Raw genomic sequence first — 26,177 nt, forward strand, 5'->3', positions numbered from 1 at the left:
GATATGTTGATGTCTGAAGTGTTGGCCCGATTGATTCTAGCACTGGAGGTATGACCCTCATGCTCGGCGTGTTCTCCGTCAGTCTCGGTGTCCTGCTTGCGCTTACCCTTGCCCTCGTGATCGTCTATTTCTACCTCAAGGACATCACCCAGAAGAAGCATTCGATTCTGCGAAACTACCCGCTGATAGGGCGTTTCCGCTACTTCTTCGAGCAACTCGGCGAGTATTTCCGGCAGTACTTTTTCCTCGGCGATCGCGACGAGCGTCCCTTCAATCGATCGACGCGTTCCTGGGTCTATCGCATGGCGAAGAACGAGGGTGGTGTGCTGGGATTCGGCTCGACCTACAACCTTCACGAATCGGGCGCGCTGATTTTCGTCAATGCGCCGTTTTCGGTCCTGGAGGATGACCGCTTGCCGACGCCGCCACTGCCGATCGGCGATGGCTTCTGTGCGAAGCCCTTCATTGCGCGATCGATCGTCAATATCAGCGGCATGAGTTTCGGCGCCATCTCCAAGCCGGCGGTGCAGTCGCTCTCGCACGGCGCGGCCAAGGCGGGCTGCTGGATCGATACCGGCGAGGGCGGCCTGTCGCCCTACCATCTGGAAGGCGGCTGCGACGTGATCATGCAGATCGGCACGGCGAAGTATGGCGTGCGCGATGAACAGGGGCGTTTGTCGGACGCGAAGCTGCGCGAGATCGCCGCGCATGAGTCGGTGCGCGCCTTCGAGATCAAGCTGTCGCAGGGCGCCAAACCGGGCAAGGGCGGCGTGCTGCCGGGCGGCAAGGTGACGGCGGAGATTGCCCGCATTCGCGGCATTCCGGAGGGCATGGATTCGCTTTCGCCCAATCGGCATCCCGAGATCACCAACATGGACCAGCTGCTCGACATGGTGTTGCGCGTGCGCGAAGTGACCGGCAAGCCGGTTGGCCTCAAGACGGCCATCGGCGGCTGGCAGTTCATGAACCTGCTGACCGAAGCGGTGGCGCGGCGCGGCATTGCCGACGCGCCGGATTTTATTGCGGTGGATGGCGGCGAGGGCGGCTCGGGCGCGGCGCCGCAGGCACTGGCCGATCACATGTCGCTGTCGATCGAGGAAGCGCTGCCGCGCGTGGTTGATGCGCTGGTCGAGGCCGGCATCAAGGATCGGGTCAAGGTCATGGCGGCGGGACAGCTGGTGACGTCGGCTCGTGCCGCCTGGGCGCTGGCCTGCGGCGCCGATTTCGTGAACAGCGCGCGCGGCTTCATGTTCGCGCTGGGCTGCATCCAGGCCCTGCGCTGCCACACCAATACCTGCCCGACGGGGATCACGACGCACAATCCACGCTTGCAGCGCGGCCTAGTGGTGGAAGAAAAATTCGAACGGGTGGCGAACTACTGCCTGAACATGAACAAGGAAATCGACATGATCGCGCACAGCTGCGGCCTGCGCCACGCCCGCGAGTTTCGCCGCGAGCATGTGCGCATCGTGCAGGCCGATGGCCGCAGCACGGCGCTCAACATGCTGTATCCCTATCCTTTGCAGCGGATGCCTGCTTGAGTCTTTCGGAAAGCGCGATCGACAGGCTGCTGCCGGCAATCACCGCCATGCCGGCGATCGAGAGCAGATCGGGCAGGTGGTCGTAGAACATCCAGCCGAGCAGCATCGCCCAGATCAGCTGGGCATAGAGGAAGGGCGAGAGAAAGGAGGCCGCGGCATAACGGAAGGCGCGGGTCAGCATCAGATGGCCGGTGCCGCCATAGATGCCGAGCGAGGCAATCAGCGCCGCGTCGATCCAGCCGGGCGTCGGGCCGCCCCAGTAGAGAGGGGCCGCCAGCGTCATCGATACGGTGCCCACCAGGGCGGTATAGAACAGCATGGTGACGGTGTTCTCGGTCGGCGACAACTGCCGCGTCTGGATCTGGTAGATCGCATAGCAGGCGGCTGCCAGCGTCATCCAGAAGATGCCCTGCAGGCTCAGCGCACCGCCGGGCCGGGCGATCAGCAGGGCACCGACAAACCCGGCGACGACCGCCAGCCAGTGGCCGCCGGTGATCGATTCCTTGAGCAGCCAGTGCGACAGGATCACCACCACCAACGGCGTGACGAAGAGGAAGGCGGTGCTTTCGGCCAGCGGCATCATGGAAAAGCCCGCCATCGAAAAGCCCGTGGTGCCGACCAGCATCAGCGCGCGAGCGACCTGGGCCTTGGGCCGCGCGGTGGCGATCAACTGCAGGCGCATCGATGGCGCCAGGAAGATCAGCATCATCAGGCAGTGAAAAGTATAGCGGCCCCACACCAGCATCGGTACCGGATAGGTCTGCGAGAGATGCTTCGAGGTGGCGTCGAGCGCGGCAAAACACAGCGTCGCGCCGAGCATCAGCAGTACGGCAAAGCCGACCTTGCGGCGGGCTTCAGGCATTCTCTGCGATCAGGCGGTTCAGCCGTGTGCGTGCGATGGGGATCAGTTCGCCGGCGGCGATGCCGATGGGGCCGGTGCCGGCTGCCACCAGTGCGTCGGCGGCCGCGCCATGCAGATGAACGGCGCCGCACAAGGCGGTATCTGCCGGCCAGCCCTGCGCCAGCAACGCACCGATGACGCCGGAAAGCACATCGCCGCTGCCACCCGAGGCCAGCCCCGGATTGCCGCTGGCGTTGATGCGCCAGCGGCCGTCGGGATGGGCGATCACGGTGCCACAGCCCTTGAGCGCAACATGGGCCTTGAAGCGCTGTGCGAGTTGCAGCGCGGTGCCGACGCGGTCGGCTTGTACTGCTTCGGTGGTGGTGGCCATCAATCGGGCGGCTTCGGCCGGGTGTGGCGTCATCACTGTCGATGCAGTGCGGCGCGCGATGTTCGCTGCCAGCACCGGATGGGCGGCGAGCAGATTCAAGGCATCGGCGTCGAGCAGTATTGGAAAGTCGGCGCTGGCGGTACGGCGAAGAATCTCCAGTGCGGCGGCGGATGCGCCGAGGCCGGGGCCGACGACGACTGTTGTAGCCTGCGCCAGCGCATCGTCAGGCGTACGCAGCATCAGTTCGGCTTGCAGCGGATCGACGGCGAGCGGCTCCAGCAGGCCGATGAACACCCGGCCGGCACCAAGCATGAGGCCGGCGCGACCGGCCAGCAGCGCTGCGCCGGTCATGCCTGCGGCACCGCCGATGATCGCCAGCGAACCGTAGCTGCCCTTGTGGCTGTTGCGCGCCCTGGGTTTCAGGCAGGCGCGGAAGTGGTCGGTGGTGAGCAGGGCGCCGGGCAGCTGGTCGAGGCGCAGCCCGAGATCGACGACACTGATCGCGCCGCAATGATCGGGGCCGTCGAGCGTGTAAAGCCCCGGTTTGCCGCCGATGAAGCTGATCGTATGCGTGGCGCGCACGGCGGCGCCGAGCACGCGCCCGGTGTCGCCATCGAGGCCACTGGGAATGTCCAGCGCCAGTACCGGGCCGCGAAAGGCGTTGATGCGTGCAATCAAGTCGGCATGGCCTCCAGCGATGGGCCGCGTGAGGCCGATGCCGAACAGGCCGTCCACCACCAGGCCATAGTTGCCTTTGGGCACGTCGTCGCCGGGGCCGACGACGATCACGGCGATGCCCTGTTGCTTGAGCACGCGCGCCATGACCCGCGCATCGCCGCCGTTGTTGCCGGGGCCGGCGAACACCAGCACCGGGGCGCGGCTATCCTTCAGCAGCTTCCTGGCGAGAGCGGCGGCAGCGCGGCCGGCACGTTCCATCAAGGGTGGCGTGGCGGAGGCGTGGCGCGCTTCGAGGGCACGCAATTCAGCGGTACGCAGCAGGGGGTGGATCATGACGTGATTGTAACCGCGCTCATCGGTCTTTCGCGCTCAACGCCGTGGCGGCGCGGGGTATGATTCCAGCCGCCGCGGATTCCGCCAGCGAGGAGAAATTTTCATGAGAATCGCCAACAACGTCGCCGAACTGATCGGCAATACCCCCCTGGTTCGCCTCAACCGGCTGAATGCCGGCAAAGGGTTTGAAAATGCGGTGACCATCGCGCTGAAGCTGGAATTCTTCAACCCCGCGCACAGCGTCAAGGACCGCATCGCCGTGGCCATGCTCGATGCGGCCGAAAAGGCAGGCCAGCTCAAGCCCGACAGCATCATCCTCGAACCGACCTCGGGCAACACCGGCATCGGGCTGGCCATGGTCGCCGCCGCGCGCGGCTACAAGTCGGCCTTCGTCATGCCGGAGACCATGAGCCGCGAGCGCAAGCTGATGCTCAAGGCCTATGGCGCCGAATTGTTCCTGACGCCGGGGCCGGAGGGCATGCCGGGCGCCATCAGGAAGGCCAATGAACTGGCGGCGGCCGATTCGCGCTACTTCATCCCGCAGCAGTTCGAGAATCCGGCCAATCCCGAAATCCATCGCAACACCACGGCCGAGGAAATCTGGCACGACACCGACGGCAAGGTCGATATCTTCGTCTCAGGCATCGGCACCGGCGGCACCATCACCGGCGTCGGCGAGGTGCTCAAACAACGCAAACCCGGCGTGCAGATCATCGCCGTCGAACCCGATGCCAGCCCGGTGCTGTCGGGCGGCGCACGAGGTCCGCATCCTATCCAGGGCATCGGCGCCGGCTTCGTGCCGGAGATACTCAACACCAAAATCTACGACGAGGTGGTCCGCGTAAAGAACGACGATGCGCTGAACACCGCACGCAGCCTGGCGACGACCGAGGGCCTGCTGGTCGGCATCTCGTCGGGCGCGGCGGTCTGGGCGGCGCTGGAAGTGGCGAAGCGGCCGGAGAACAAGGGGAAGCTGGTGGTGGTGATCATTCCGTCCTTCGGCGAACGTTACTTGTCGACGGTGCTCTACCAGCACCTGGAGGTGTAGATGGGTGTCGGCTGGCTCAGATCGCCGTGCCGCCAGCGCCGACTCTCGATTCGAAGCCGCGGGGCGTAACAGCCCGTCCGGTAGATCAGGCCGATGAACGGGTAGCCTTCGGGATGGAAGGAGCGCATCGCCAATACCTTGCTGTGGTCAAGGTCACAGCGGCAGTTCGCCCTGCGGCGATTCCACCGCCTCCTGCGACGCGCTGTCGGGCGACAAGGCACTGGCGCGCACGCCAAGCAGGCGCAGCTTCTTTTCCAGCGGCACGCGGCGCAGGCACTCCCCGGCGGCGCGGCGGATGACGACCGGGTCGGCGGTGGGTTCGGGCAGCGTCAGGTCGCGCGTCATGATGCGGAAGTCCTCGAAGCGCAGCTTGATGCCGATGGTGCGGCCGAGATAGCCCTTGCGCCGGAGATCGTTCGCGACGCCGGTGCACAGCCTGGTGAATATTTCCGACAAGAGGGCGCGGTCGCGGCGCGCGTGGAGGTCGCGCTCGAAGGTGGTTTCGCGGCTGATCGATTTCGGTTCGGAATATGTCACCACGGGCCGCTCGTCGATGCCGTGCGCCGCCTGGTGCAGCCACTCGGCGTAGCTGCGGCCGAAGTGTTCCTGCAGCAGCGCCGGTTCGGCGTCGGCCAACTGGCCGATGGTGGCGATGCCCAGAGCGGCGAGCTTTTCGCCGGCCTTGGGCCCGATGCCGTTGATCTTGCGCACCGGCAGCGGCCAGATGCGCCGCGCAATGTCGCCCTCGTCCAGCAGCGTGATGCCATCGGGTTTTTCCAGGTCGGAACATATCTTCGACAGCAGCTTGTTGGGGCTGATGCCGATCGAGCAGGAGAGCCCGGTGGCGTCCTTCACCGCCTGTTTGATGCGGCGCGCGAGGGTCGGTGTGTCGTCGGGCAGATTCGTGAGATCGATGTAGATTTCATCGATGCCGCGATCCTCGACCTGCGGCGTGATGGCCCTGACGGCGGCCTTGAACAGGCGCGAGTAGTGCCGATAGGCGTCGAAGTCGACCGGCAGCAGGATGGCCTCCGGCGCCAGCTTCGCGGCCTTCATCACGCCCATCGCGGAGAACACGCCCAGCGCCCGCGCCTCGTAGGTGGAAGTGGTGATGACGCCGCGGCCGACGTAATCGCGCAGCCGGGCAAAGCGCCGGCTGCCGTCGGTCAGCAATTCGGGCTGGTGGATGCCGCGTCCGCCGATCACTACCGGCAGACCGCGCAATTCCGGGTAGCGCAGCAGTTCGACCGACGCATAGAAGGCGTCCATGTCCAGATGCGCGATGCGGCGAGGGAGCGTAGGCATGACGCTGCGACGATACCGCAAAAGCGGAGTTGACTCGCCGGGACCGGGTTTGGGCTAGGATTGCCAATCCGACACAAAGGTTTTGCCATGATCAACGAATTGCTGCCGGCCCTGACGCCGAAGATCGCGGCGTTTCGCCGCGACATCCATGCCCATCCCGAACTGGCCTTCGACGAAAAGCGCACGGCGACCAAGGTTGCAGATTACCTCGACGGGCTGGGGCTTGAAGTCCATCGCGGGATTGCCCGCACCGGCGTCGTGGCCAAACTCTCGCTGGGGAGCGGCAAGCGCGCGATCGGTTTGCGCGCCGACATGGATGCGCTGCCGCTGTCGGAATTGAATTCCTTTCCGCACCGTTCGACCCATCACGGAAAAATGCACGCCTGCGGCCACGACGGCCATACCGCCATGCTCCTCGGGGCCGCCGAGGCCTTGAGCAGGCTGCGCAATTTCGACGGCACCGTGTATTTCATCTTTCAGCCGGCGGAAGAGCACGAAGGTGGCGGTCGGGTAATGGTCGAAGAAGGCCTGTTCGAACGCTTTCCGATGGACATGGTGTTCGGCCTGCACAACTGGCCGGGCCTGCCCGCCGGCAGCTTCGGCGTCACCGAAGGGCCGGTGATGGCAGGCGCCGATCGCTTCGAGATCGAGATCACCGGGCGCGGCGGCCACGCGGCGATGCCGCACCAGGCGGTGGACGTGGTACTGGCCGGCAGCTCGCTGGTGCAGGCCACGCAGTCACTGGTGTCGCGCAATACCGATCCGCTCGCTGCGGCGGTGGTCAGCGTCACCCGCTTTCATGCCGGGCATGCCGACAATGTTTTGCCGGAGACGGCCGTGCTCGGCGGTACCGTGCGTACGCTCAAGGCCGAATTGCAGGATGCGCTGGAGGAAGGTCTGCGGCGCATCTGCAACGGCATCGAAGCGACCTACCGGGTGAGCATCGACCTGCGCTACGAGCGCGGCTATCCGCCGACCGTCAATGCGCCCGAGCCGAGCTTCATTGCCCGCGAAGTGGCGCGGCAGGTAGCCGAGGAGGGGCAGGTCTTCACGCACCTGAACCCCAGCATGGGTGCCGAGGACTTCGCCTATCTGGCCCGGGTGGTGCCCGCGTGCTACGTGTGGCTCGGCAACGGCCCCGGCGAGGGCGGCTGCATGCTGCACAGCCCGCACTACGATTTCAACGACGAGGTCATAGCCACCGGCATCCGCTACTGGGTGCGGCTGGCGGAACGGGCGCTGGCGCCGTAGCGACATCGAGTACGCGAGTTTGCGCTAGCCAGCGTACAAAGAAACATCGGAGGGTGATCTCGTGCGTCAATTGAAGCTGAGCAAGGCCTTTACCCTGATGGAATCCGGGCCTGTTGTCCTCGTGACGACCCATGACGGGAAGAAAGACAACATCATGACGATCTCCTGGACCATGGTGAACGATTTCACGCCGGTATTTGCCATTACCACGGGCGCATGGAATCACTCTTTCGCGGCCTTGCGCAAGAACCGGGAGTGCGTCATCGCCATTCCCACGGTCGACATGCTGGACAAGGTCGTCGGCATAGGCATGTGCTCCGGCACAGACACGGACAAGTTCGCCAGGTTCAAGCTCACACCCGTTCAGGGCAAGGTCGTCAGGGCGCCGCTGATCAAGGAGTGCCTCGCCAACATGGAGTGCAAGGTCATCGACATCGTCAAGAAGCACAACATTGTCGTATTGGAAGCGGTGGCCGCCTACGTCGATACCGCACGCAAGGAGAAGCGCACCCTCCATGCTGTCGGCAACGGGACCTTCATTGTCGACGGGCGCAAGATCGACCGAAGGAAGATGATGGCAGCCAAGATTCCATCCGGCGCTTAGCGGTCATTGGCCAGCCGCGAGCGGAAGACAAGGAGGCGCCCTTCGCCATGCGACGTTTGGACATTCCCCTGAAAGCTGTTTTTGCAGCGGGTCGGGGGGCACCTTTGCGCGAATTCGGCGATCCTGCCAGCGCAGCGCAGGGCGGTATATCCGTACGATCACGTTTCCCTGCGCGTGCCGGTGCGGCAAGGATGCGGCAGCACCTCATCTACCGCAAAAGTACTTGACTGTTTTTATCGGATTAAGTAAATTGCGCTCGTCCCAAGGGGGAGTAGCTCTCTGCCGCGGCGTCGTCAATACGGAAACTCTTGAACTGAGGGTTTCCCGGCGCTCCGGGTGCTTGTTGCAAGGCAGGCATGAGCAAGACCTTTGCCGCGATGGCGGAGGTTCCCTTGTCGAAAACACGGCCCTTCGTCCTCGCTGGATAAAGGGCCGTTTCGTTTGCAGCCTGCCGGCTTCGAAGGAACGGCAAACCCGGTGTCACAAGGAGAGCAGGCAATGGAAACAATCGGTACGTGGTGGATGTGGGCGGGATTTCTCGCCATCGTTCTGGTGATGCTGGCGATCGACCTGTTCGCGGTCGGTGGCGGCAAGCAGCACAAGGTGTCGTTCAGGGAGGCCGCCACCTGGTCGGCGATCTGGGTCTCGGTATCCTTCTTGTTCGCCGCTGCCCTGTGGTGGCACCTCGACGGCAGCGCGGGCCGCGAGGTGGCGAACCAGAAGTCGCTCGAGTTCGTCACGGGCTACCTGATCGAAAAATCGCTGGCGATCGACAACGTCTTTGTCTGGCTCATGCTGTTCTCTTTTTTCGGCATCCCTCTGGAATTGCAGAAGCGCGTGCTGGCGCTCGGTGTGCTCGGCGCCATCGTATTGCGCACGGTGATGATCTTCGCCGGCGCCTGGCTGATCACGCAGTTCCACTGGATGCTTTACATCTTCGGCGCCTTCCTGCTGGTCACCGGCATCAAGATGTGGTGGTTCGCCGAGGAAAAGCCCGACATGGCGAACAACCCGCTGATCCGCTGGCTGCGCGGCCACATGAAGATCACCGACGAACTCCACGGCGAAAAATTTTTCATCTGGAAGGACGGCGTGCGCTACGCGACGCCGCTGTTGCTGGCGTTGATCCTGGTCGAGGTTTCGGACCTGATCTTCGCCGTCGATTCGATCCCCGCCATCTTTGCCATCACCACGGATCCCTTCATCGTGCTGACCTCGAACGTCTTCGCCATCCTCGGCCTGCGCGCGATGTACTTCCTGCTGGCCGACATGGCCGACCGTTTCTCGCTGCTGAAGTACGGCCTGGCGGCGGTGCTGGTGTTCATCGGCGTCAAGATGCTGCTGATCGACCTCTACACGATTCCGATCGGCTTCTCACTGGCCGTGGTCGCCACCTTCATCGGCATCTCGGTCTGGCTCTCGCTGCACAAGGAGAAGCTCGAACGCGCCGCAGGCCGCGACACGACAGCGCGTTGAGGCGGCAATGGAATCGGTCATGAACGTTTCTGCATGGGATCACGCCGGACTCGCGCTGGTCCACGCGGCACGCACTCCATGGCTCGACAGCCTGTTCGCCGTCCTCACCTGGCTCGGTTCGCTGGCGGTGCTGCTGCCGCTGGCGCTGCTGATCTGGTGGCGACGGCGCGGCGACGGGAGCGCGGCCTTCGTCGCAGCGGCCCTGATCGGTGCCTCCGCGCTCGGGCATCTGTTCAAGCTGATTGCGGCGCGACCGCGGCCCGATCTATTTCCGCCGCTGATCCCCATGCCGGAGGACTGGAGCTTTCCCAGCGCCCATGCCGTGCAGGTCACCGCCTTCGCGCTGGCCTGGACACTGCGCCCGGGAACGTCGCCGGGCCGGATCGAAATCCTCGTTCTTCTCGTTGCGGCCGCCTTGGTCTTCGTCTCGCGGCTCTACCTGCAAGTTCACTTTCCGAGCGATGTCGTCGCCGGCGCCCTGTTGGCGACCCTTTGGGTCGTTTTCCTGCGTCGTCTGCCGGCATGGCGGGAGAACAGGCAATGAGACACAAGTTTCTCGGCACCGGCGATGCCGGCTACCACCCGCTGCGCAAGATCCAGACCGTCATTTCGGGGCTGCGCTACGCGGTGCTCTACGACTGGTCGGTCACCTACAAGCTGATCCTGTCGGTTGTGGTGCTGGCGGTGGCCTTCGGCGCGCGCGCCTGGGTGGACTTTCTGCTGATTCTCGTGGTGACTGCGTTTGTTCTGGTCGCCGAAATCTTCAACAGCGCGATCGAGGCGCTGTGCGACTTCGTCGAGACGCGCCATAACGAGAAGATCAAGATCATCAAGGACATCGCGGCCGCCGGCGTCGGCATTGCAATCTTCGCCTGGTTCATCGTGCTTGGCGTCGAACTGGGCCGCCTGCTCGAGCTTGTGCTGCCGTGATGCCTGCCTTCACTCCAGCAGCGAGGCAATTCCGCCTGCCTGTATGGCCTCGACCGCGGGATGCTGGATTCGCCGCTGGGTGACAATTGCATACCAGTTCTCACTGACATCGGCCAGAGTGCCGAGGGAGCGTGCGCCGAACTGCGCCAGGATGTCGGCATGCATTCCCGACGGCGCTGGAAACAGGCCGAGCCCCGCGCGGCCAAAGGTTTTGAGCAGGGCGCTGTCGGAAAACTCGCCGACGATTTCGGGCTTCAGGTTGTGCCGCGCGAACCAGGCATCGATGGCGCCGCGCAGCGGATTGCTGCGTACCGGAAGCAGGACCGGCGCGCCATTCAATTGCCGCGGAAAGTCGTCGGCATATCTTGCGTGCAGCTGATCGACGGCGTAAAGGTCGATCTCGACGGTTCCGAGCAGTCTGGATTGAAGCTTGAGATGGGCGTCGGTCGGCGCCGATCTATCCGTGAGGACCAGGTCGAGCCTGTTCAGCGCCAGTTCGGCAAGCAGGTGCTCGAAATTGCCTTCGATACATTCAATACGCATCGACAGCGGCGCCTGCAGGACCGGCTGGAGCAGGCGAAAGGCAACCAGCTTGGGTACGGCCTCGCTCAGCCCCACGGCAAAGCGGCGGCGCCCGGAAGCATGGTCGGCCACGGCATGACGCAGCCGTTCGCCGAGCAGAAATATTTGATCGGCATAGTCCAGCGCCGCGCGACCGGCCTCCGTCAGCACCAGCGAGCGGCCCTGCGGCGCGAACAGCGCCTGCCCCAGCTGCTGCTCGAGTACGCCGAGCTGGGTGCTGATGGTTTGCACCGAGAGATTCAGCCGCTCCGCCGCACGGGTAATGCTGCCTTCCTTGGCGACTGCCCAGAAGTAGAGCAGGTGACGGAAATTGAGGTCGTCCGGGGTCATCGATGATTCCAATAAATGGGATCATTCTATCTAAAAACTTCTGTTTATCAGAAGTCGTGCTTTCAATAAAGTGCCCTCCAGACGCAGCAAGCTTGCTGCGGCGGATAAACAATCAAGGAGACGGCAAATGATTACTCTCAACGACTGCAGGGCATTTTGCGATGTCGATCCGGCGACCGTGGCACGCGTGGCGCGACACGAGCAACTGCCGGAAATACTGGCGATCGCCTGTGTCCAAAGCCGGGTGACGAAAGCCCCGCCGCTGCAGGCACGGAACCAGATCAACCTGGCCCACGCTGCCGTCCTGTCGCAGCGTCTGGCCGCCTAAGGAGCGACACATCATGATGACCATGCAAGCCAGGGAAAGCTTTTTCCCGATCAGGCATCCGGGCCTTCCGCTGCGGGCCTACCCGGTCGATAGCCCGCGTGCCAAAGCGCGCCTCATTGTCCTGGCGTTGCTCGCCGACGGCCGGGTGGATGCCGCCGAACTGGACGGTCTGGCGAAATATCGCGCCTTCGACGAGCTGGGTCTCACGCGCGACGATTTTTTCCAGGTGCTCTACGATTTCTGCGCCGACGCCGCCCGTCTGCCCGAAGGGGGCGGCAATTACCTGATGTCGCCGGCACTTCTGGAAATCCTGTTTGCCGAGATTTGCAGCACCGGGGAGCGGCAGAAACTGGTGCGCCTGATCTTCGACGTGATCCGCAGCGACGGTCACCTGGCCGAAGGCGAGGCTAGCCTGTTCTGGAAAGCGCTTGATGCCTGGCGCCTGCGGCTGGACGACGGCATCGAATATCGCCCGCGAGCAGCGGCCTTCAGGCAACGGGGCCAACAGCGGATACGCAGCAACCTGTCCTGACGATGCGCAATCGACTGCAAACCTGGATGCGGGACGGAGAGGTGTTCCCGAAACCGCACCGCCCATCCTGCCGTGTGCCATCGCCGACGACGCTGACGCTGCATGGGCGCCGGTCAGACGGGCAGCCTGGAAGGCGCCGATTCAAGGGCCGTGGGCGAAGGGCTGCGTTCGGCCGATGTTGAAGCTTGATTGACCGACGATAGCTCCCTGCTATCAGGGTAATAGTTGACTAAATTTGTCGACATTACTATTCTGAAACTGTCGCAACCTAGGAAAGACCCATCATGAATACCCTGAATGAACTTTGTGCCCTTGCAGACCTTACCGGATCGGCAAGCTTCCCGCTCCAGCAGGCTTGCGCGCGTCCGCGCTCGGTAGCTGACCAGCGACCGTTGCCGGTGCCGAACAGCGAGTCGGCATTCGACTCGTCATGGGACGCAGTAATGCCTGAGGCAACGGCGGCTTCCCGCTCAAGCAAATAACAAGGAGTTCCCTATGTCCACACTTATCAATGGTTTTGACGGCGATGGAATCGTCACGGTCAACCGCATCATCCTGCGGCCTGAATTCACCGTCGACGACCTGGAAATGCGCGTTGCCGAAATGTGTGAGAACGTCAAGACATACCACTCCGACACCGGCTTCATCGGCGGGTTTGTGGTTTTGAATACTGGACGGATTTCCAACGAAGGATCCACGGTCGGCCAGGCTGTCACCTCGCCACTGAAGGATCGCGAGGCGCTCATCGTGACCTTCTGGAAATCGCTCGAAGAACATGAGCAGAGCCATCGTTCGGAAACGTTCCAGCCTCTGTTCCGGCGTGTCCTCGACCTGTGCGAGAACGGCAACGAGGAGATCGCCTATCGCATGCTCTGGTCCGGTCGCGCCTACACTCCAGCAGAGGCCGCTGACGCTCGCGCGGCGAAGGAACGCTACTTCAAGGCCGCGTAGTCGCCGCCCCTTGTCAAGCATGCCCGGAAGAGTGTCGTGCCGCAGCATGGCAATTGAATGCCAATCGCGAATTGCAGACAGCCAAGAAAAAGGGCAGCCGAAGCTGCCCGTTTTCACTGAATCCGCCCCGGCTTACTTGACGCGGTTCTTGTACTCGCCGGTGCGCGTGTCGATTTCGATCTTGTTGCCGATTTCGACGAACAGCGGCACGGGCAGTTCCATGCCGGTACTGATCTTGGCGGGCTTCATGACCTTGCCCGAGGTGTCGCCCTTGACGGCGGGCTCGGTGTAGATCACTTCGCGCACGACGCTGTTGGGCATTTCCACGGAGATGGCCTTGCCGTCGTAGAACACCACTTCGACGGGCATGCCGTCTTCGAGGTAGTTCACCGCGTCGCTCATGTTTTCGCCTTCGACTTCGTACTGGTTGTACTCGGCGTCCATGAAGACGTACATGGGATCGGCGAAATAGGAGTAGGTGCATTCCTTGCGATCGGGCACCACCTGCTCGAACTTGTCGTCGGCCTTGTAGATGGCCTCCGATGCGGCGTCCGTGAGCAGGTTCTTGAACTTGAACTTGACGACAGCCGAACTGCGGCCGCCTTTGCTGTATTCGGCCTTCTGTACGACGAGCGGTTCGCTGCCGACCATAATGACGTTGCCGGCGCGGAGTTCCTGAGCGGTTTTCATGGCTGTACTTCCTGAAGCGGAAATTTAGAACCCGCTATTTTATCCGATCAAGGCAGAACTGCACAAGTCCGCTGGCGAGGTCGGGGCGGGTTTCGAGGGTCTCTTTCCACTGCTTCATCGGTTGGCTCAGGCCGGGCAGGCGGGCCGCAAAGTCGGGCCAGTCGAGGCTTCCCTCACCATTCCAGGCGCGCCAGAACGCCTCTAGCTGCGGGCCGGCGGGATGGAGGGCCAGAAAAGCGTCGAGTTTGGCGCGGTGGGCCGCATCGGCTTGTGGATAGATGTGCCAGACGAAGGGTTTGGCCGCCCACTGGGCGCGGACAAAGGAATCCTCGCCGCGGACGAAGTTGAGGTCGCAGGCCCAGAGCAGCTCGTCGTAACGGCGCTGGGGCAGGAAGGGCAGGGGATGGAGACTCAGACTGCCGGTTTTCGAGGCGGCCTCGCCGTCGCCCGGACGCAGCACGCGGATCGGTCGCTTCGAGGCCGCCCAAGCCTTGACCAAGGCAGGAAGTGCGGGATTTTCGTAGCTGAACAGCGAAATCGTCAGCTCGTCCGGCGCTTTTGCCGGCAGGCCGAATTCGGCACGGAAGGCCGTTTCGTCGAAGCTGGCGCGCCGCGCATCGTAGTCGCGTTCGCGCAGAAGGCCGCCGGTACCTTCGGCGAAGCCGGGAAAGAAAAAGTACTTGACCAAGGGCAGGCGCGGATGCGGCGAACTCATCCGGTGGCAGCCCGGAACCCAGGGTTCGGCCGAGAGGTATTCGAGATTGAGCCATATCGGTGGCCGGACGCATACCGCCATGGCTTCGACATAGGGCTGCGGCGGATTGCAGGCGAAGGCTTCGATCACCACGTCGGCGCAGTCCGTCGCGAGCCACGGCGCGGGCCACGCCTGCGGCCATGCGCGGACCTCGACCGGGCCGGCGGCGAGGTTCGGCACCAGCCGCTGCAGGGGCGCCGGATCGTCGATCCAGAGCCGCACCCGCCAGCCATATTCCTCGGCCAGTTGACGTGCCAGGCGCCAGCAGACGCCGGCATCGCCGTAGTTGTCGATGACGGTGCAGAAAATGTCGCAGCGGATTGGATTGTTCGTCATGGCGAGGCGGTATCCTAGCCTAACGCTCATGGCAGAGAGTCCCACCCGCTGATGATGAAACACGCGAAAAGCGAATTGAAGGCCCGCCCCTCCCATCCGCTGCGCGGCCCACGGCTGGCTTTGCACAGCCAGCCGGCTGCGGCGGCGCACCGCGTGCGGTGCGAAACCCCGCCTCGCCCCCTCACGGGGAGGCTTCTGATTAGCTCGCTTTGCTCGGCTATCACCAGCCTCTCCGAACACGTTGTTTCACGTTAATGGACAAGCTTCTAGCCTGTACCGATTGCCCGCGTCTGGCGGGGTTTCTCGCCGAGGTGCGCAGCCGCCAGCCGAATTATCATGCCCGTCCGGTGCTGCCCTTCGGCGATCCGCGGGCGCGACTGCTGATTGTCGGCCTCGCGCCCGGCATGCATGGCGCCAATCGCACCGGGCGGCCCTTCACCGGCGACTATGCCGGCATCCTGCTTTACGAAACCCTGCATGCCTTCGGCTTCGGCTCGAAAGCCATATCGGTAGCCGCGGATGATGACCTGCGACTCATCGATTGCCGCATCACCAACGCCGTGAAATGCCTGCCGCCGGAGAACAAGCCCGAGCCGGCCGAGATCAGGACCTGCAACCACTATCTGGCGGCCGAGCTGCAGGCATCTCCCGATGTGCGCGTGATCCTGGCGCTGGGGCTGGTGGCGCACAAGGCGGTGCTGATGGCGCTCGGCCTCAAGCAGTCGGCGCTGGTTTTCGGCCATGGCGCGCGCCACGAACTTCCCGACGGCCGGATACTCATTGACAGCTACCATTGCAGCCGCTACAACACACAGACTCGCCGTCTCACCAGCGCCGACTTTCAGGATGTCTTCCGCAAGATCCGTGACGAGCTCGACGCCTAAGCCAACTTTCGATTCAAAGGAGTTCCTGGCGACCCTGACCGAGGCACCGGGCGTCTACCGCATGCTCGATGCGGACAGTGCGGTGCTGTACGTCGGCAAGGCGAAGAACCTCAAGAAGCGCGTCTCGTCCTACTTCCAGAAGACCGGCCACAGCCCGCGCATCGCGCTGATGCTGCAGCAGGTCGCGGCCATGGAAGTGACGGCGACGCGCTCCGAGGCCGAGGCGCTGATCCTCGAAAACACGCTGATCAAGAAGCTGGCGCCGAAGTACAACATCCTGTTCCGCGACGACAAGTCCTATCCCTACATCGGACTGTCGGGTGGCGAGTTCCCGCGCCTGTTCTACCATCGCGGGCCCTTCGAGAAGAAGTCGCAGTACTTCGGCCCCTTTCCCAACGGCCTCGCGGTGCGCGAGAGCATCCAGCTGATCCAGAAGACATTCCTGCTGCGTACTTGCGAGGAGTCGGTATTCGCGAATCGTTCGCGGCCCTGCCTGATGCACCAGATCAAGCGCTGCAAGGCGCCTTGCGTGGGCCTGATATCGAAAGAGGATTATGCGGCCGACGTGCGCCTGGCCGGGATGTTCCTGCGCGGCCGGCACTCGGAGGTCATCGATGGCCTGACGCAGCAGATGGAGGCCGCGGCCACGGATCTGCGCTTCGAGGAAGCCGCCGCCTTGCGCGACCAGGTCAGGGCGCTGCAGGCGGTGCTGCATCGGCAGTACGTCAGTTCGACCAGGGATGCCGACGTCGACATCATTGTCGCCGTGGTCGAGCGAGGCAGTCTGTGCGTCAATCTGGCGATGGTGCGCGGCGGCCTGCATCTGGGCGATCGCGCCTGTTTTCCGCAAGCAGCCGCCGAGGCTGAGGCCGAAGAAGGTCTGGCGGCCTTTGTCGCCCAGCACTATGCCGAGCAGCCGCCGCCGGCACGCCTGATCCTGAGTCCCTGGCCGGTCGAAGACCTGATCGACGGCTTGAATGCAGGCCCGCCGAAGAATGAGATGGAGCGCGCCTGGGTCGAGATGGCGATGACCAACGCGCGGCTCGCGGTGCAGGCGCGCTGGCAGGCCAGGACGCGCAGCAGCGGACGCCTCGCCTCGTTGCAGGAAGCGCTGGAGCTGCCCGAACCGCCGCGCCGCATCGAGTGTTTCGACATCAGCCACACCATGGGCGAAGGCACCGTGGCGTCCTGCGTGGTCTGCGTCGATGGCGCGATGAAGAAGGGCGATTACCGTCGCTTCAACATCGAGGGCATCCAACCCGGCGACGACTATGCGGCGATGCGCCAGGTGCTGACGCGGCGTTACGAGAAGGTCGCCACGGGCGAGACGGTGGCGCCCGACCTGATCCTGATCGACGGCGGCAAGGGCCAGCATCGCGTGGCGCGCGAGGTCTTTGCCGAACTGGGTCTGGACCATCTGGCCAGCGTCGGCGTGGCCAAGGGCGAGGACAGGAAACCGGGACTGGAAACACTCTTTGTTCATGGCCGTAGCCAGCCGCTACAATTGGGCATGGACCATCCGGGCTTTCACCTGATCCAGGAAATCCGCGACGAGGCGCATCGCTTCGCCATCGTCGGCCATCGGGCGCGGCGCGCCAAGGCGCGCGGGCGCTCGACGCTGGAAGATGTGGCGGGCATCGGGCCGGCGCGGCGCAAGAAATTGCTCGCGCAGTTTGGCGGGCTCGATGGGGTGAAGGCCGCAACGGTTGAAGACTTGTGTCGCGTCGATGGCATCTCGCGGCGATTGGCGGAAGAAATACACAAGACATTGAGATGAGATGCCGCTGAACATTCCGAACCTGCTGACCTGGGCGCGCATCCTCCTCATACCGCTGGTGGTGGGGGTGTATTACCTGCCGCTGACGCCTGCGGAGCAGAATTTCATTGCCACGGCCGCCTTTCTGGTCGCCGCCATCACCGACTGGATCGACGGCTGGCTGGCGCGCAAGCTGAACCAGACCTCGGCCTTCGGCGCCTTCCTCGATCCGGTGGCCGACAAGCTGATGGTGGCCGCGGCGCTGGTGATGCTGGTGGAGCTGCATCGTGTCGATGCCATGCTGGCTTTCATCATCATCGGTCGCGAGATCGCGATTTCGGCCTTGCGTGAATGGATGGCGAAGATCGGCGCGGCGAAAAGCGTCGCCGTATCCCTGATCGGAAAACTCAAAACCATTGCGCAGATGACGGCAATCCCGATGCTGCTCTGGAATGCCCCGATTGGCCCGCTTAACATTCATCTTTTCGGTACCTGGGCGCTCTGGATTGCGGCACTGCTGACGCTCTGGTCGATGGTTTACTATTTGAGAATGGCGTGGCCGGAAATCTCGGCGCGCAGTCGTTGACACAATGAAATCGACCGCTATAATGCGCGGCTGTTCTGCGGGAGTAGCTCAGTTGGTAGAGCGCAACCTTGCCAAGGTTGAGGTCGAGAGTTCGAGACTCTTCTCCCGCTCCAGAATTCTGGGGGAAAGCCATGGCTTTCCCCCTTTTAGCTTCAACAAGTCCTTCGCGGCGCGATGGCAGAGTGGTTATGCAGCGGCCTGCAAAGCCGTGTACCTCGGTTCGATTCCGGGTCGCGCCTCCAGTGTTCCCCAGCGTCGAGCGCAGTCTCGGGCCCGGATGGTGAAATTGGTAGACACAAGGGACTTAAAATCCCTCGGCGCAAGCCATACCGGTTCGATTCCGGTTCCGGGCACCAGCAGCACTTCCAGACAAGTCCAGATAATTCCAGAAATGGTCCGTAGCGCAAGGAAATACGGCAATTTTTTGTGCCGAGAGATTCCGGGCGCAGCTATTGCAAGCCGGGGGCATCAGGGGGCATAATCGGGGGCACATCGCGGCATGACAATGTCGATGCCCCCAAAAGAGGTGCCCCATGCTGACCGAACTGGAATGCAAGAACGCGGCTCCAAAGGACAAGCCCTATCGCCTGTTTGACGGTGGCGGCCTGTATCTGGAAATCGTCCCCACCGGTGCGAAGTACTGGCGTCTGAAGTACCGCTACGGCGGCAAGGAAAAGCGCCTCGCCATCGGCGTCTATCCGACGGTGACGGCGAGACAGGCCAGGGAGAAGGCGCAGGAAGGAAAGCGCACGCTGTCGGAAGGTCGCGATCCATCGTCCGAGCGACGGGCGCACAAGTTGGTCGCCAAGGTATCTGCGGAAAGCAGCTTCGAGGCTGTTGCCCGCGAATGGCTGCGGCGTCGCACCCCCACACTGACCGACAAGCATGTGGAGAGGGTTCTGGCGCGACTGGTCAACAACTTGTTCCCATGGGTAGGTGGAAAGCCGATCGCCGACATCTCCGCCCCGGAACTACTCAGCGCCTTGCGACGTGTAGAAGAAAGGGGGGCGGTCCATACGGCGAATCGGCTGCTTCAATACTCCGGGCAAATTTTTCGTTATGGCATCGCCACGGGCCGCTGCGAACGTGACATTGCGGCCGACCTTCGAGGCGCATTGACGCAGGAGAAGGAAAAGCACCGCGCTGCAATTACTGACCCCGAGGGGGCTGCGGCACTGCTGCGCGCGATCGATGGCTACCATGGCTCCCTGATCGCACGTTGTGCGCTGCGGCTTGCCCCGCTCGTCTTCGTCAGGCCTGGAGAGCTGCGGCACGCCGAATGGGCAGAGATCGACCTTGATCGCGCGGAGTGGAATATCCCGGCCGAGAAGATGAAGATGCGTCTCCCGCACCTGGTGCCGCTTTCGCTTCAGTCTGTTGCCGTGTTGCGCGAGATTCATCCACTCACTGGCCGCGGGCGCTACGTATTCCCGAGCCAACGGACGGCAGAGCGCCCGGTGTCTGACAACACGATCAATGCGTCCCTGCGGCGCATGGGCTTCGACACCCGAGAGGAAATGACGGCCCACGGTTTTCGCGCCATGGCCCGCACGATCCTGGACGAGGTCCTGGGTTTTCGGCCCGACTTCATCGAGCACCAACTCGCCCATGCCGTGCGCGATCCGAACGGCCGCGCCTACAACCGCACGGCTCACCTCGCCGAAAGGCGCAAGATGATGCAGGCGTGGGCCGATTACCTGGACCGGATCAAGTCGGGCGCAGATGTGATCCCGATCGACCGAGCCGCGTAATATGGGCGCGGAGGGCGACGTCGTTAACCTGGGGGCGCGCTTCGCCGAGGCGCTGACGCTTACCCACGAGCTGCACGCCGGCCAAGTGCGCAAGGGAACGGCCATCCCCTATGTCTCCCATGTCCTGTCTGTCGCAAGCCTCGTGCTCGATCACGGCGGCGACGAGGACGAGGCGATTGCCGCCCTGCTGCACGATGCCGTCGAGGACTGCGGCGGCGCTCCCGTTCTGGCGAACATCCGACGCCGATTCGGCGAGCGTGTCGCCGGGATCGTGGCCGCCTGCTCCGATACTGACCAGACGCCGAAACCGCCCTGGCAGGCCCGCAAGGAAGCCTATCTGGACCACCTGCGCGATGCGCCGGCATCGGTGCGCCTGGTGTCTGCGGCCGACAAGCTGCACAACGCCCGGGCCATCCTCGCCGACTATCGGGAGATCGGCGAAACGCTGTGGGAGCGGTTCAACGCCACGAAGGAGCAGACGCTCTGGTACTACCGCGCCCTGGTGACTGCCTTCGCTGCGCACGGATCAAGCGTGCTTGTGGCCGAACTGGATCGCACCGTCCGTGAAATCGAGCGCCTGGCCGGCGCGGATTGACCGCCTTGAACCGTGCACAGAGGCTGTGGCTCGCGGGATCGCTCCCGCTGCTGGTGGCGATCCCGTTCTGGTGGGACGCCTCGCACTTGGAGTACGCCTATCCGACCCGGCCCTACCTTGGGACGCTTGCGACGATCGGCACCGCCTGGGCAGTGCTGTCCCTGCTCGGCGTCCGTCCCTGGCGGCGCTTCTCGTCCCGGTTCTGGGCATGCGCCACGCCGGCGCTCGTTGCGCTACTCACCCTTGCGGTGATCCTTGGCGCCCACGGTGACCGGATCGACCGTTGGCAGGCCGCCGGCTGGAGCGCCGGCTATCTCGCCTTCGCCTGGGGCGTGTTCTGGGTGATCCGCACATTTGGAAAGCGACCACCGACCGTCCGCGCCAAGGCCATTACATACGGCCTGATTGCCTTTGTCGGGATCATGGGCCTGTTCGAGGATAACTACCTCTGGTCGGCGTTCGAGCCGCGCAACTTGCCGTACTGGTTCGCTAGCCTATTGCTGCTCACCGGCGCCATGCTGTGGCTGCTGCGCCCGATGCAGGCCCTGGCGAGTAGGCACACCATCATCGACATCACGCCGGAACCAGAAGAACAGGGCGCCACTTGGACGAAACTCCCCAAAAATACCCGGCACGGCCCCTCTTGACTTAGCAATCCGTTGCATTACAATGAACCGCAACTGATTACATGCGACCATGATTCGGACATTCAGACATCGGGGGCTTGAGCGGTTTTTCAGAAAGGGCGACCACCGCGGCATTCTGGCGAAGAGCGAGGCCAGGATCGAGCGCATGCTTGACCGCCTGGATACCGTCGCCAAGCCGGAGGACATGAACATCCCCGGCTACAAGTTCCATCGGCTGACGGGCGATCGCAAGGGCACCTATGCCGTGACGGCTACCGGAAACTGGCGCATCACCTTCCGATTCGAGGGCGAGGATGCCGTCGATGTGGATTTGGAGGACTACCACTGATGAAGAGCCTACGAGACCCGAAGCGCCGGCCGACCCACCCCGGCGTCATCCTGCGCGAGGACGTGCTGCCGGCCCTCGAAATGACGCAGACCGAGTTAGCTCAGCGCCTCGGCGTGTCGCGCCTCTCGGTTTCCGAACTACTGCACGAGAGGCGGGCCATGACGCCGGAGATGGCGTCGCGCGTCGCCAAGCTGCTCAACACCACGCCGGAGAGCTGGCTGCGTATGCAGGCCGCCGTCGACTTGTGGGATGTACAGCAGCACCCAGAGCGCCTGGCCGGCATCAAGCCGATCAAGGCCGAGTTGATGGCCGCCTGACGATTCAACCGTACCCGATGCGGCTCATCGGGAAAAGCGGCGGGCAAGGTGTTCGAGCACCAAACCCGCCTGACCACGAAGCACCTTGATAGGAGATGCAAACATGGCTGATAACGATACTACCAGCAGCATAGCAATCCACAGCGCAAAGTTCGACGCGGCAACCCTCAAGCTCGACGGAGCCCACGCTCTGTGCACCGCTTTGGCTATTCTTGTGAGCGGAGACGAGGAACATCAACCCTCCAGCGATATCCTTCATACCGCAATGTACGCCGGTGTCGGGCAGTTGATCCAAAGCGCGCGAGATGATCTCGTTGATGGGGTCGGGGGTGCGGCATGAGCGCGGGGAAGGTACTGAACGCCCTTTACGGCGCGATCGATCTGAACGATCTGGACGACAAGACGCTGGGAGAGTTGGACGATGCGGAACATATCAATCTGCAGTTGAGCAACACCGCTGAAATCATGCAGGGACTGGCAACGCTCATTTGCCAAGATCCGGATAGGGGGCCGGACGGAATACGCTCTGGAGCCCTTCAGGAGCCCGCCGAAATCGCGACGATGCTTTGGATGTTCTCCACCAATATTTCCGATTTGGTAGCTGCTGCTGAAATTGCGCACGAAGCGGCTTTCGTAATATCGAAACGCCGGGAAAACACTGCGATCGTCGCTCTCAGTGATGTTGTGGTCAGAGAGATTGATCGCGCATCTATCAAATTCCTCTGACCATGGCCAAGCGCATCACCATCACCGAGACGAACTCGCCTGCAGCAGGATTCGCCGAGGCCTTCGCCCGGCTGCTGGTCGAGCGCGAGCGCGCGCGGCCGGCGCTGTCTCTGGTGTCAACGCCTGCAGCTGAACACTGCGGGAATAATCCCAAGAATGAACGGCCTTCGCAGAAGGGCGGCGCAGCGAATCCGGTGGCTGACGTCGAGGGGGAATTCCGGTGTGGTCGTTTTCGGTGACTGAATGACCATGCCGAATCCGAAACGCCGAGGACGTCCCCGCAGTAGTTCCAGTCCGCAGACTGCGGCAGCTGATTCGGCAATCGGGCGCTCCGTCTATCAGCTTGCATCCTGGGGCTACCCGCTCCGTTCCCGCGGCGATGGCGCCGGTGCCTGCGAGGTCGTCGCGCTGGAGGCCCGCAGAATCCTCAACAGAGCCGACAGCGATGGCCGCGCACTTGGCCCGGACAGAGTGGAGCAGATTTTCGAGTCATGGTTTTCCCGGGAGCAGGAAGCGCGGCGCGAAGGCCGGCAATGGCCTCTGCGGGAACGTTGGCGATATACGAAAAGCTCGCTGGCCGAGCGCATCCCGGACAAGACACTTGGACTGGAAGGGCTGGCCGCCGAGCTGCTGCGCAATGATGGCCGGTGGGTAGGCCGGGAACTTGTGATGCCTTGCGGGGACCTAGAACTTGCGCCGAAGGCCGACAGCATCATGGGGCAAGCCCCGAAAATCGTTGGAAACGGGGTAGAAAAATAGACTCCTGATAGCCCGGTCAATATTCTCGCCCCTATATTCATTCCAATAGGGGCTGACAATGTCCGATCAAGCCAAGTATCCGTTGGTCATTCTGCGACGCAAGCAAGTCGAAGCCAAGACGGGATTGTCGCGCTCATCGATCTATGACCGGCTGAACCCCAAGGCATCGAGCTACGATCCATCGTTCCCGGCGCCCGTGTCGCTCGGCGAGAAGGCGGTCGGTTGGGTCGAGAGCGAAATAGACCAGTGGATCACCGGCAGGATCGCGGTATCCCGCGGTGGCGCCAAACACTCCAGCGAACCTTGTGCCGTAGCGGCCTGATCGGGGCGATACCGTGGCCGGAAATGAAAGCGCCGCCGGGCGGGAACCACAAGCGGCGCGGGTAGTGCGACTCCACGCGAAGCCCAACCCGGGCGGTCCACCGAGGCAATCGCCCGATCGTGTGCCGACACTCGGCAAACAGTTCCACGCCCCGGTGCGTTTCGAGAACATCCGAGGAAACTATGGTGTTACACGCCAGTTCGAAGCGCCCGCCGTCTATTGGGGGCGCGACGGATCCTGCTGGGCCTTTCTGCATGATTTTACGACCCAGGCGCAGGCCAGGTTAATGGACGAATGGCGAAAGGCTGTGGCGAACCGGCGCATGCCGCACGGGTGCTGAGCCATGAGTATCAGCGTCATGACCCAGGTTTGGAATCGGTACCCTGGCGGCGGCACCGAACTGCTGGCCCTGCTCGCCCTGGCAGACTGGAGCGACGACGAGGGCCGTTGCTATCCTTCGGTGGCCTCAATCGCCAAGAAGACGCGCCTTTCTGTCTCACAAGCCCGCCGGGTGGTGCATCGCCTGATCGAAGAAGCATTCGTGTCGGTTGTCGGTAACGAGAACGGCGGAGCGCCCGGGGCGACTCGGCAATATCGGGTAAATCTGGAACGTCTGACGACTTGCATGGATGCCACCCCTACGGCTAGCGCCAATGCTAGGGGTACGGCTAGCACCGATGCGCGAGACGACTCGCATGGATGCGCGCAGACGGCTAGCGCCAATGCTAGGGGTACGGCTAGCACCGATGCGCGAGACGACTCGCATGGATGCGCGCAGACGGCTAGCACCGATGCAAGCCAAACCGTCAGTGAACCGTCAGTGAACCATCAGGGGGCCGCGCAAGCGCTCCCGCCTTCAGCAAGAAAGACGAAACCGAAAAAGGAGGAAGTCACCTTCGGCACCTGGTACGAGACCATCCACCATGCCGGAGAGAAGCCGATCAGCGACTACCAGCCCCTGCTTAACTATGTCGAGCTATCAGGGCTGCCGAATGCGTTTGTCGATCTGGCGTGGCTTGAGTTCAAGAGGCGCTATCTTCCCGGCGGCACCAACGAGGCGAAGCGGTACCTAGACTGGCGCCGCGTCTTCCTGAAGGCTGTAGAGGGCGGATGGTTGCGGCTCTGGGGTCACAACGGGACAGAATATTTCCTGACCGCCCAGGGGCAGCAGGCGCAGCGTGTTCATGGCTTCAGGGAGGCCGCATGAACGCGCCTGACGGTATTCTCCTGCCGCCGCATTCCATCGAAGCCGAGCAGTCCCTGATTGGCGGCCTGTTGCTCGATCACCGGTCGTGGGATCGGATCGCCGACGTCGTCGCTGATGGCGACTTCTTCCGCGACGACCATCGGCGCATCTTCCGCCACATCGGCAGGCTGGCCGGCGCCGGCAAGGAAACCGACGTGGTATCGGTGTTCGAGTCGATCGAGAAGGCCAACGAGGTCGACCAGACCGGGGGGCTCGCCTACCTGGGCGAGATCGCCAACGCCACACCCTCGGCGGCGAACATCCGCCGTTACGCGGAGATCGTGCGGGAACGGGCCGCGCTGCGACGGGTGATGCTGGTCGCCGACGAGCTGGCCGCGTCCTGCGCGCGACCTGGTTCGCGCACGGTGGCCGACCTGGTCGCCGCCGCGGAGCAACGCCTGGCCGCAGAGATCGACGAGCAAACCGAAGAGCCGGCGGCCCTGCTGGACGTGCTCAACGACACCCTGACCTACATCGACGAACGCGGCGACACGAGCGGACTGCGTACCGGCTTCGATGACTTCGACCAGCTCACAGGAGGACTGGAGCCCGGGCAGCTCGTGGTCGTCGCCGCGCGCCCCTCGGTCGGCAAGACGCTGTTCGCCTGCAACGTCGCAGACAACGTGGCGAACTCCGGCGGCGCGGTGCTGTTCTTCACCCTGGAAATGACCCGGCGCGAGATCGGCATGAGGATCCTTGCGGCGCGGTCTTCGGTCTCCGTCCATGCGATGCGCGCCGGTACCAAGTCGAACGAGGCATGGGATCGCATGGCGAGCGTACTGCCGGCAGCGTCGAGGCAGCGCCTGTGGATCGACGATAAACCCGCCATCGGAGTCGCCTACGTCCGAGCTCGCGCGCGGCGCATGAAGCGCATCCACGGCCTTGACCTGGTCGTCATCGATTACCTGGGCCTGATGAAGGGCCAAGGCGACAACCGCGTGCAGGAGATCGGCAGCATCAGCCGCGGCCTGAAGGAGGTAGCGAAGGGACTCGGCGTACCGATTATCGTTCTGGCTCAACTCAATCGGAGCGTGGAGAGCCGCACTGACAAGCGCCCGATCATGAGCGACCTGCGCGACTCCGGCGAGATAGAGCAGGATGCCGACATTGTCGTGATGCTGCACAGGGAAGCGCTCTATAGCGCGGCGCCCGAATGGGCGAACGTGGCTGAGCTGCTGGTGCGCAAGAACCGCAACGGTCCGTTGGGCGAGATCACGCTGTCCTACGCTCCAGAGCAGATGAGCTTTGCGAGATATTCCGGGCCCAACATTCGGCAGGCAGCGGCCGGGAGGAGCAGTAGCCGCGATGCCGCCCGCCATCAGCACCGCGCTCGCGGTATTGCGGACGACTGAGGGCCGA

Annotated in this window: 31 protein-coding genes and 3 tRNA genes; 28 read left to right on the plus strand and 6 right to left on the minus strand. The window is 63.3% G+C overall.

Annotated features, from left to right (window positions below; translation table 11 throughout):
* Positions 1–50 precede the first annotated feature (50 nt).
* The gene (locus tag SUTH_RS07720; RefSeq protein ID WP_041098339.1) at positions 51–1,541 is read left to right on the plus strand and encodes an FMN-binding glutamate synthase family protein; all 1,491 of its coding nucleotides are present in this window, start codon (positions 51–53) and stop codon (positions 1,539–1,541) included.
* Here the strand turns inward: SUTH_RS07720 and SUTH_RS07725 are convergent.
* On the minus strand, positions 1,498–2,403 hold the full coding sequence (locus tag SUTH_RS07725) for a DMT family transporter (RefSeq protein WP_052473432.1): 906 nt from the start codon (positions 2,401–2,403) through the stop codon (positions 1,498–1,500). The two genes, SUTH_RS07720 and SUTH_RS07725, sit on opposite strands and share 44 nt — an antisense overlap.
* Complete coding sequence (locus SUTH_RS07730; RefSeq protein ID WP_041098340.1) at positions 2,396–3,784, minus strand: NAD(P)H-hydrate dehydratase; 1,389 nt, start codon at positions 3,782–3,784, stop codon at positions 2,396–2,398. Before SUTH_RS07730 ends, SUTH_RS07725 begins: the two co-directional genes overlap by 8 nt.
* Before the next feature lie 103 nt (positions 3,785–3,887).
* On the opposite strand from SUTH_RS07730, the gene cysK reads away from it, so the two are divergent.
* Entirely contained in the window at positions 3,888–4,832 is a 945-nt protein-coding gene (gene cysK, locus SUTH_RS07735) for a cysteine synthase A (protein WP_041098341.1), read from the plus strand.
* Between the two features lie 153 nt (positions 4,833–4,985).
* On the opposite strand, the gene dinB is transcribed toward cysK, so the two are convergent.
* Positions 4,986–6,137, minus strand: a complete 1,152-nt coding sequence (gene dinB, locus SUTH_RS07740; protein WP_041098342.1) for a DNA polymerase IV — start codon at positions 6,135–6,137, stop codon at positions 4,986–4,988.
* Between the two features lie 87 nt (positions 6,138–6,224).
* Here dinB and SUTH_RS07745 point away from each other — a divergent pair, with 87 nt between their 5' ends.
* The 5 genes from SUTH_RS07745 to SUTH_RS07765 all read left to right on the plus strand — a co-directional run bounded on the left by SUTH_RS07745 (position 6,225) and on the right by SUTH_RS07765 (position 10,398).
* Positions 6,225–7,388 carry a M20 aminoacylase family protein gene (locus SUTH_RS07745; protein ID WP_041098343.1) on the plus strand — a complete coding sequence of 388 codons (1,164 nt, stop codon included), beginning with the start codon at positions 6,225–6,227 and terminating at the stop codon, positions 7,386–7,388.
* A gap of 61 nt (positions 7,389–7,449) precedes the next feature.
* A complete protein-coding gene (locus SUTH_RS07750) occupies positions 7,450–7,992 on the plus strand; it encodes a flavin reductase family protein (RefSeq protein ID WP_041098344.1) in 543 nt (180 codons plus the stop codon).
* A gap of 498 nt (positions 7,993–8,490) precedes the next feature.
* Positions 8,491–9,468: a TerC family protein gene (locus SUTH_RS07755; protein ID WP_041101963.1), complete on the plus strand. Its 978-nt coding sequence runs from the start codon at positions 8,491–8,493 to the stop codon at positions 9,466–9,468.
* Between the two features lie 19 nt (positions 9,469–9,487).
* A complete protein-coding gene (locus SUTH_RS07760; RefSeq protein WP_052473433.1) occupies positions 9,488–10,012 on the plus strand; it encodes a phosphatase PAP2 family protein in 525 nt (174 codons plus the stop codon).
* A complete protein-coding gene (locus SUTH_RS07765; RefSeq protein ID WP_041098345.1) occupies positions 10,009–10,398 on the plus strand; it encodes a diacylglycerol kinase in 390 nt (129 codons plus the stop codon). Before SUTH_RS07760 ends, SUTH_RS07765 begins: the two co-directional genes overlap by 4 nt.
* Positions 10,399–10,407: 9 nt before the next feature.
* On the opposite strand, the gene SUTH_RS07770 is transcribed toward SUTH_RS07765, so the two are convergent.
* Positions 10,408–11,310, minus strand: coding sequence for a LysR family transcriptional regulator (locus tag SUTH_RS07770; RefSeq protein WP_041098346.1), 903 nt, complete (start codon positions 11,308–11,310; stop codon positions 10,408–10,410).
* Between the two features lie 127 nt (positions 11,311–11,437).
* On the opposite strand from SUTH_RS07770, the gene SUTH_RS07775 reads away from it, so the two are divergent.
* The 3 genes from SUTH_RS07775 to SUTH_RS07785 all read left to right on the plus strand — a co-directional run bounded on the left by SUTH_RS07775 (position 11,438) and on the right by SUTH_RS07785 (position 13,121).
* Positions 11,438–11,638 carry a hypothetical protein gene (locus tag SUTH_RS07775; protein WP_041098347.1) on the plus strand — a complete coding sequence of 67 codons (201 nt, stop codon included), beginning with the start codon at positions 11,438–11,440 and terminating at the stop codon, positions 11,636–11,638.
* Between the two features lie 13 nt (positions 11,639–11,651).
* Positions 11,652–12,170, plus strand: coding sequence for a tellurite resistance TerB family protein (locus SUTH_RS18375; protein WP_052473435.1), 519 nt, complete (start codon positions 11,652–11,654; stop codon positions 12,168–12,170).
* Positions 12,171–12,665: 495 nt separating this feature from the next.
* Entirely contained in the window at positions 12,666–13,121 is a 456-nt protein-coding gene (locus tag SUTH_RS07785) for a hypothetical protein (RefSeq protein ID WP_041098348.1), read from the plus strand.
* Positions 13,122–13,253: 132 nt separating this feature from the next.
* Here the strand turns inward: SUTH_RS07785 and efp are convergent, their stop codons facing one another.
* Both efp and earP read right to left on the minus strand, forming a co-directional pair.
* Positions 13,254–13,811: an elongation factor P gene (efp, locus tag SUTH_RS07790; RefSeq protein ID WP_041098349.1), complete on the minus strand. Its 558-nt coding sequence runs from the start codon at positions 13,809–13,811 to the stop codon at positions 13,254–13,256.
* Between the two features lie 34 nt (positions 13,812–13,845).
* Entirely contained in the window at positions 13,846–14,901 is a 1,056-nt protein-coding gene (gene earP, locus SUTH_RS07795; RefSeq protein WP_041098350.1) for an elongation factor P maturation arginine rhamnosyltransferase EarP, read from the minus strand.
* 254 nt (positions 14,902–15,155) lie between these two features.
* Between earP and SUTH_RS07800 the strand changes: the two genes are divergently transcribed.
* The 18 genes from SUTH_RS07800 (at position 15,156) to dnaB (ending at position 26,170) form a co-directional block, all read left to right on the plus strand.
* A complete protein-coding gene (locus SUTH_RS07800; RefSeq protein ID WP_041098351.1) occupies positions 15,156–15,785 on the plus strand; it encodes a uracil-DNA glycosylase in 630 nt (209 codons plus the stop codon).
* Complete coding sequence (gene uvrC / locus SUTH_RS07805) at positions 15,766–17,562, plus strand: excinuclease ABC subunit UvrC (RefSeq protein WP_041098352.1); 1,797 nt, start codon at positions 15,766–15,768, stop codon at positions 17,560–17,562. Before SUTH_RS07800 ends, uvrC begins: the two co-directional genes overlap by 20 nt.
* 1 nt (position 17,563) lies before the next feature.
* Positions 17,564–18,127 (plus strand): CDP-diacylglycerol--glycerol-3-phosphate 3-phosphatidyltransferase, encoded by a 564-nt coding sequence (gene pgsA / locus SUTH_RS07810; RefSeq protein ID WP_041098353.1) that lies wholly within the window; start codon positions 17,564–17,566, stop codon positions 18,125–18,127.
* A 37-nt stretch (positions 18,128–18,164) separates the two neighbouring features.
* Positions 18,165–18,240: transfer RNA gene (locus tag SUTH_RS07815), tRNA-Gly, on the plus strand.
* Positions 18,241–18,295: 55 nt separating this feature from the next.
* Positions 18,296–18,369: transfer RNA gene (locus tag SUTH_RS07820), tRNA-Cys, on the plus strand.
* Positions 18,370–18,398: 29 nt separating this feature from the next.
* Positions 18,399–18,483 (plus strand) — tRNA-Leu (locus SUTH_RS07825).
* Between the two features lie 177 nt (positions 18,484–18,660).
* The gene (locus SUTH_RS07830; protein ID WP_041098354.1) at positions 18,661–19,878 is read left to right on the plus strand and encodes a tyrosine-type recombinase/integrase; all 1,218 of its coding nucleotides are present in this window, start codon (positions 18,661–18,663) and stop codon (positions 19,876–19,878) included.
* Position 19,879: 1 nt separating this feature from the next.
* The gene (locus tag SUTH_RS07835) at positions 19,880–20,473 is read left to right on the plus strand and encodes an HD domain-containing protein (protein WP_041098355.1); all 594 of its coding nucleotides are present in this window, start codon (positions 19,880–19,882) and stop codon (positions 20,471–20,473) included.
* Between the two features lie 5 nt (positions 20,474–20,478).
* Positions 20,479–21,120 carry a hypothetical protein gene (locus SUTH_RS07840; RefSeq protein ID WP_148312878.1) on the plus strand — a complete coding sequence of 214 codons (642 nt, stop codon included), beginning with the start codon at positions 20,479–20,481 and terminating at the stop codon, positions 21,118–21,120.
* Positions 21,121–21,169: 49 nt separating this feature from the next.
* Entirely contained in the window at positions 21,170–21,448 is a 279-nt protein-coding gene (locus SUTH_RS07845; RefSeq protein WP_041098357.1) for a type II toxin-antitoxin system RelE/ParE family toxin, read from the plus strand.
* Positions 21,448–21,765: a HigA family addiction module antitoxin gene (locus tag SUTH_RS07850; RefSeq protein WP_041098358.1), complete on the plus strand. Its 318-nt coding sequence runs from the start codon at positions 21,448–21,450 to the stop codon at positions 21,763–21,765. Before SUTH_RS07845 ends, SUTH_RS07850 begins: the two co-directional genes overlap by 1 nt.
* Positions 21,766–21,868: 103 nt before the next feature.
* The gene (locus tag SUTH_RS07855; protein WP_041098359.1) at positions 21,869–22,105 is read left to right on the plus strand and encodes a hypothetical protein; all 237 of its coding nucleotides are present in this window, start codon (positions 21,869–21,871) and stop codon (positions 22,103–22,105) included.
* A complete protein-coding gene (locus SUTH_RS07860) occupies positions 22,102–22,491 on the plus strand; it encodes a hypothetical protein (protein WP_041098360.1) in 390 nt (129 codons plus the stop codon). Before SUTH_RS07855 ends, SUTH_RS07860 begins: the two co-directional genes overlap by 4 nt.
* 2 nt (positions 22,492–22,493) lie before the next feature.
* Positions 22,494–22,730, plus strand: coding sequence for a hypothetical protein (locus SUTH_RS07865; RefSeq protein WP_041098361.1), 237 nt, complete (start codon positions 22,494–22,496; stop codon positions 22,728–22,730).
* Between the two features lie 4 nt (positions 22,731–22,734).
* Positions 22,735–23,250, plus strand: a complete 516-nt coding sequence (locus tag SUTH_RS07870; protein WP_041098362.1) for a hypothetical protein — start codon at positions 22,735–22,737, stop codon at positions 23,248–23,250.
* Positions 23,251–23,308: 58 nt separating this feature from the next.
* Positions 23,309–23,572: an AlpA family transcriptional regulator gene (locus SUTH_RS07875; RefSeq protein ID WP_052473438.1), complete on the plus strand. Its 264-nt coding sequence runs from the start codon at positions 23,309–23,311 to the stop codon at positions 23,570–23,572.
* Between the two features lie 343 nt (positions 23,573–23,915).
* Entirely contained in the window at positions 23,916–24,779 is an 864-nt protein-coding gene (locus SUTH_RS19005) for a helix-turn-helix domain-containing protein (RefSeq protein ID WP_052473440.1), read from the plus strand.
* Positions 24,776–26,170, plus strand: a complete 1,395-nt coding sequence (gene dnaB / locus SUTH_RS07885) for a replicative DNA helicase (protein ID WP_052473442.1) — start codon at positions 24,776–24,778, stop codon at positions 26,168–26,170. The genes SUTH_RS19005 and dnaB overlap by 4 nt, the downstream gene beginning before the upstream one ends.
* Positions 26,171–26,177: the final 7 nt, after the last annotated feature.

This window comes from Sulfuritalea hydrogenivorans sk43H (assembly GCF_000828635.1).
Taxonomy (GTDB): Bacteria; Pseudomonadota; Gammaproteobacteria; order Burkholderiales; family Rhodocyclaceae; genus Sulfuritalea; species Sulfuritalea hydrogenivorans.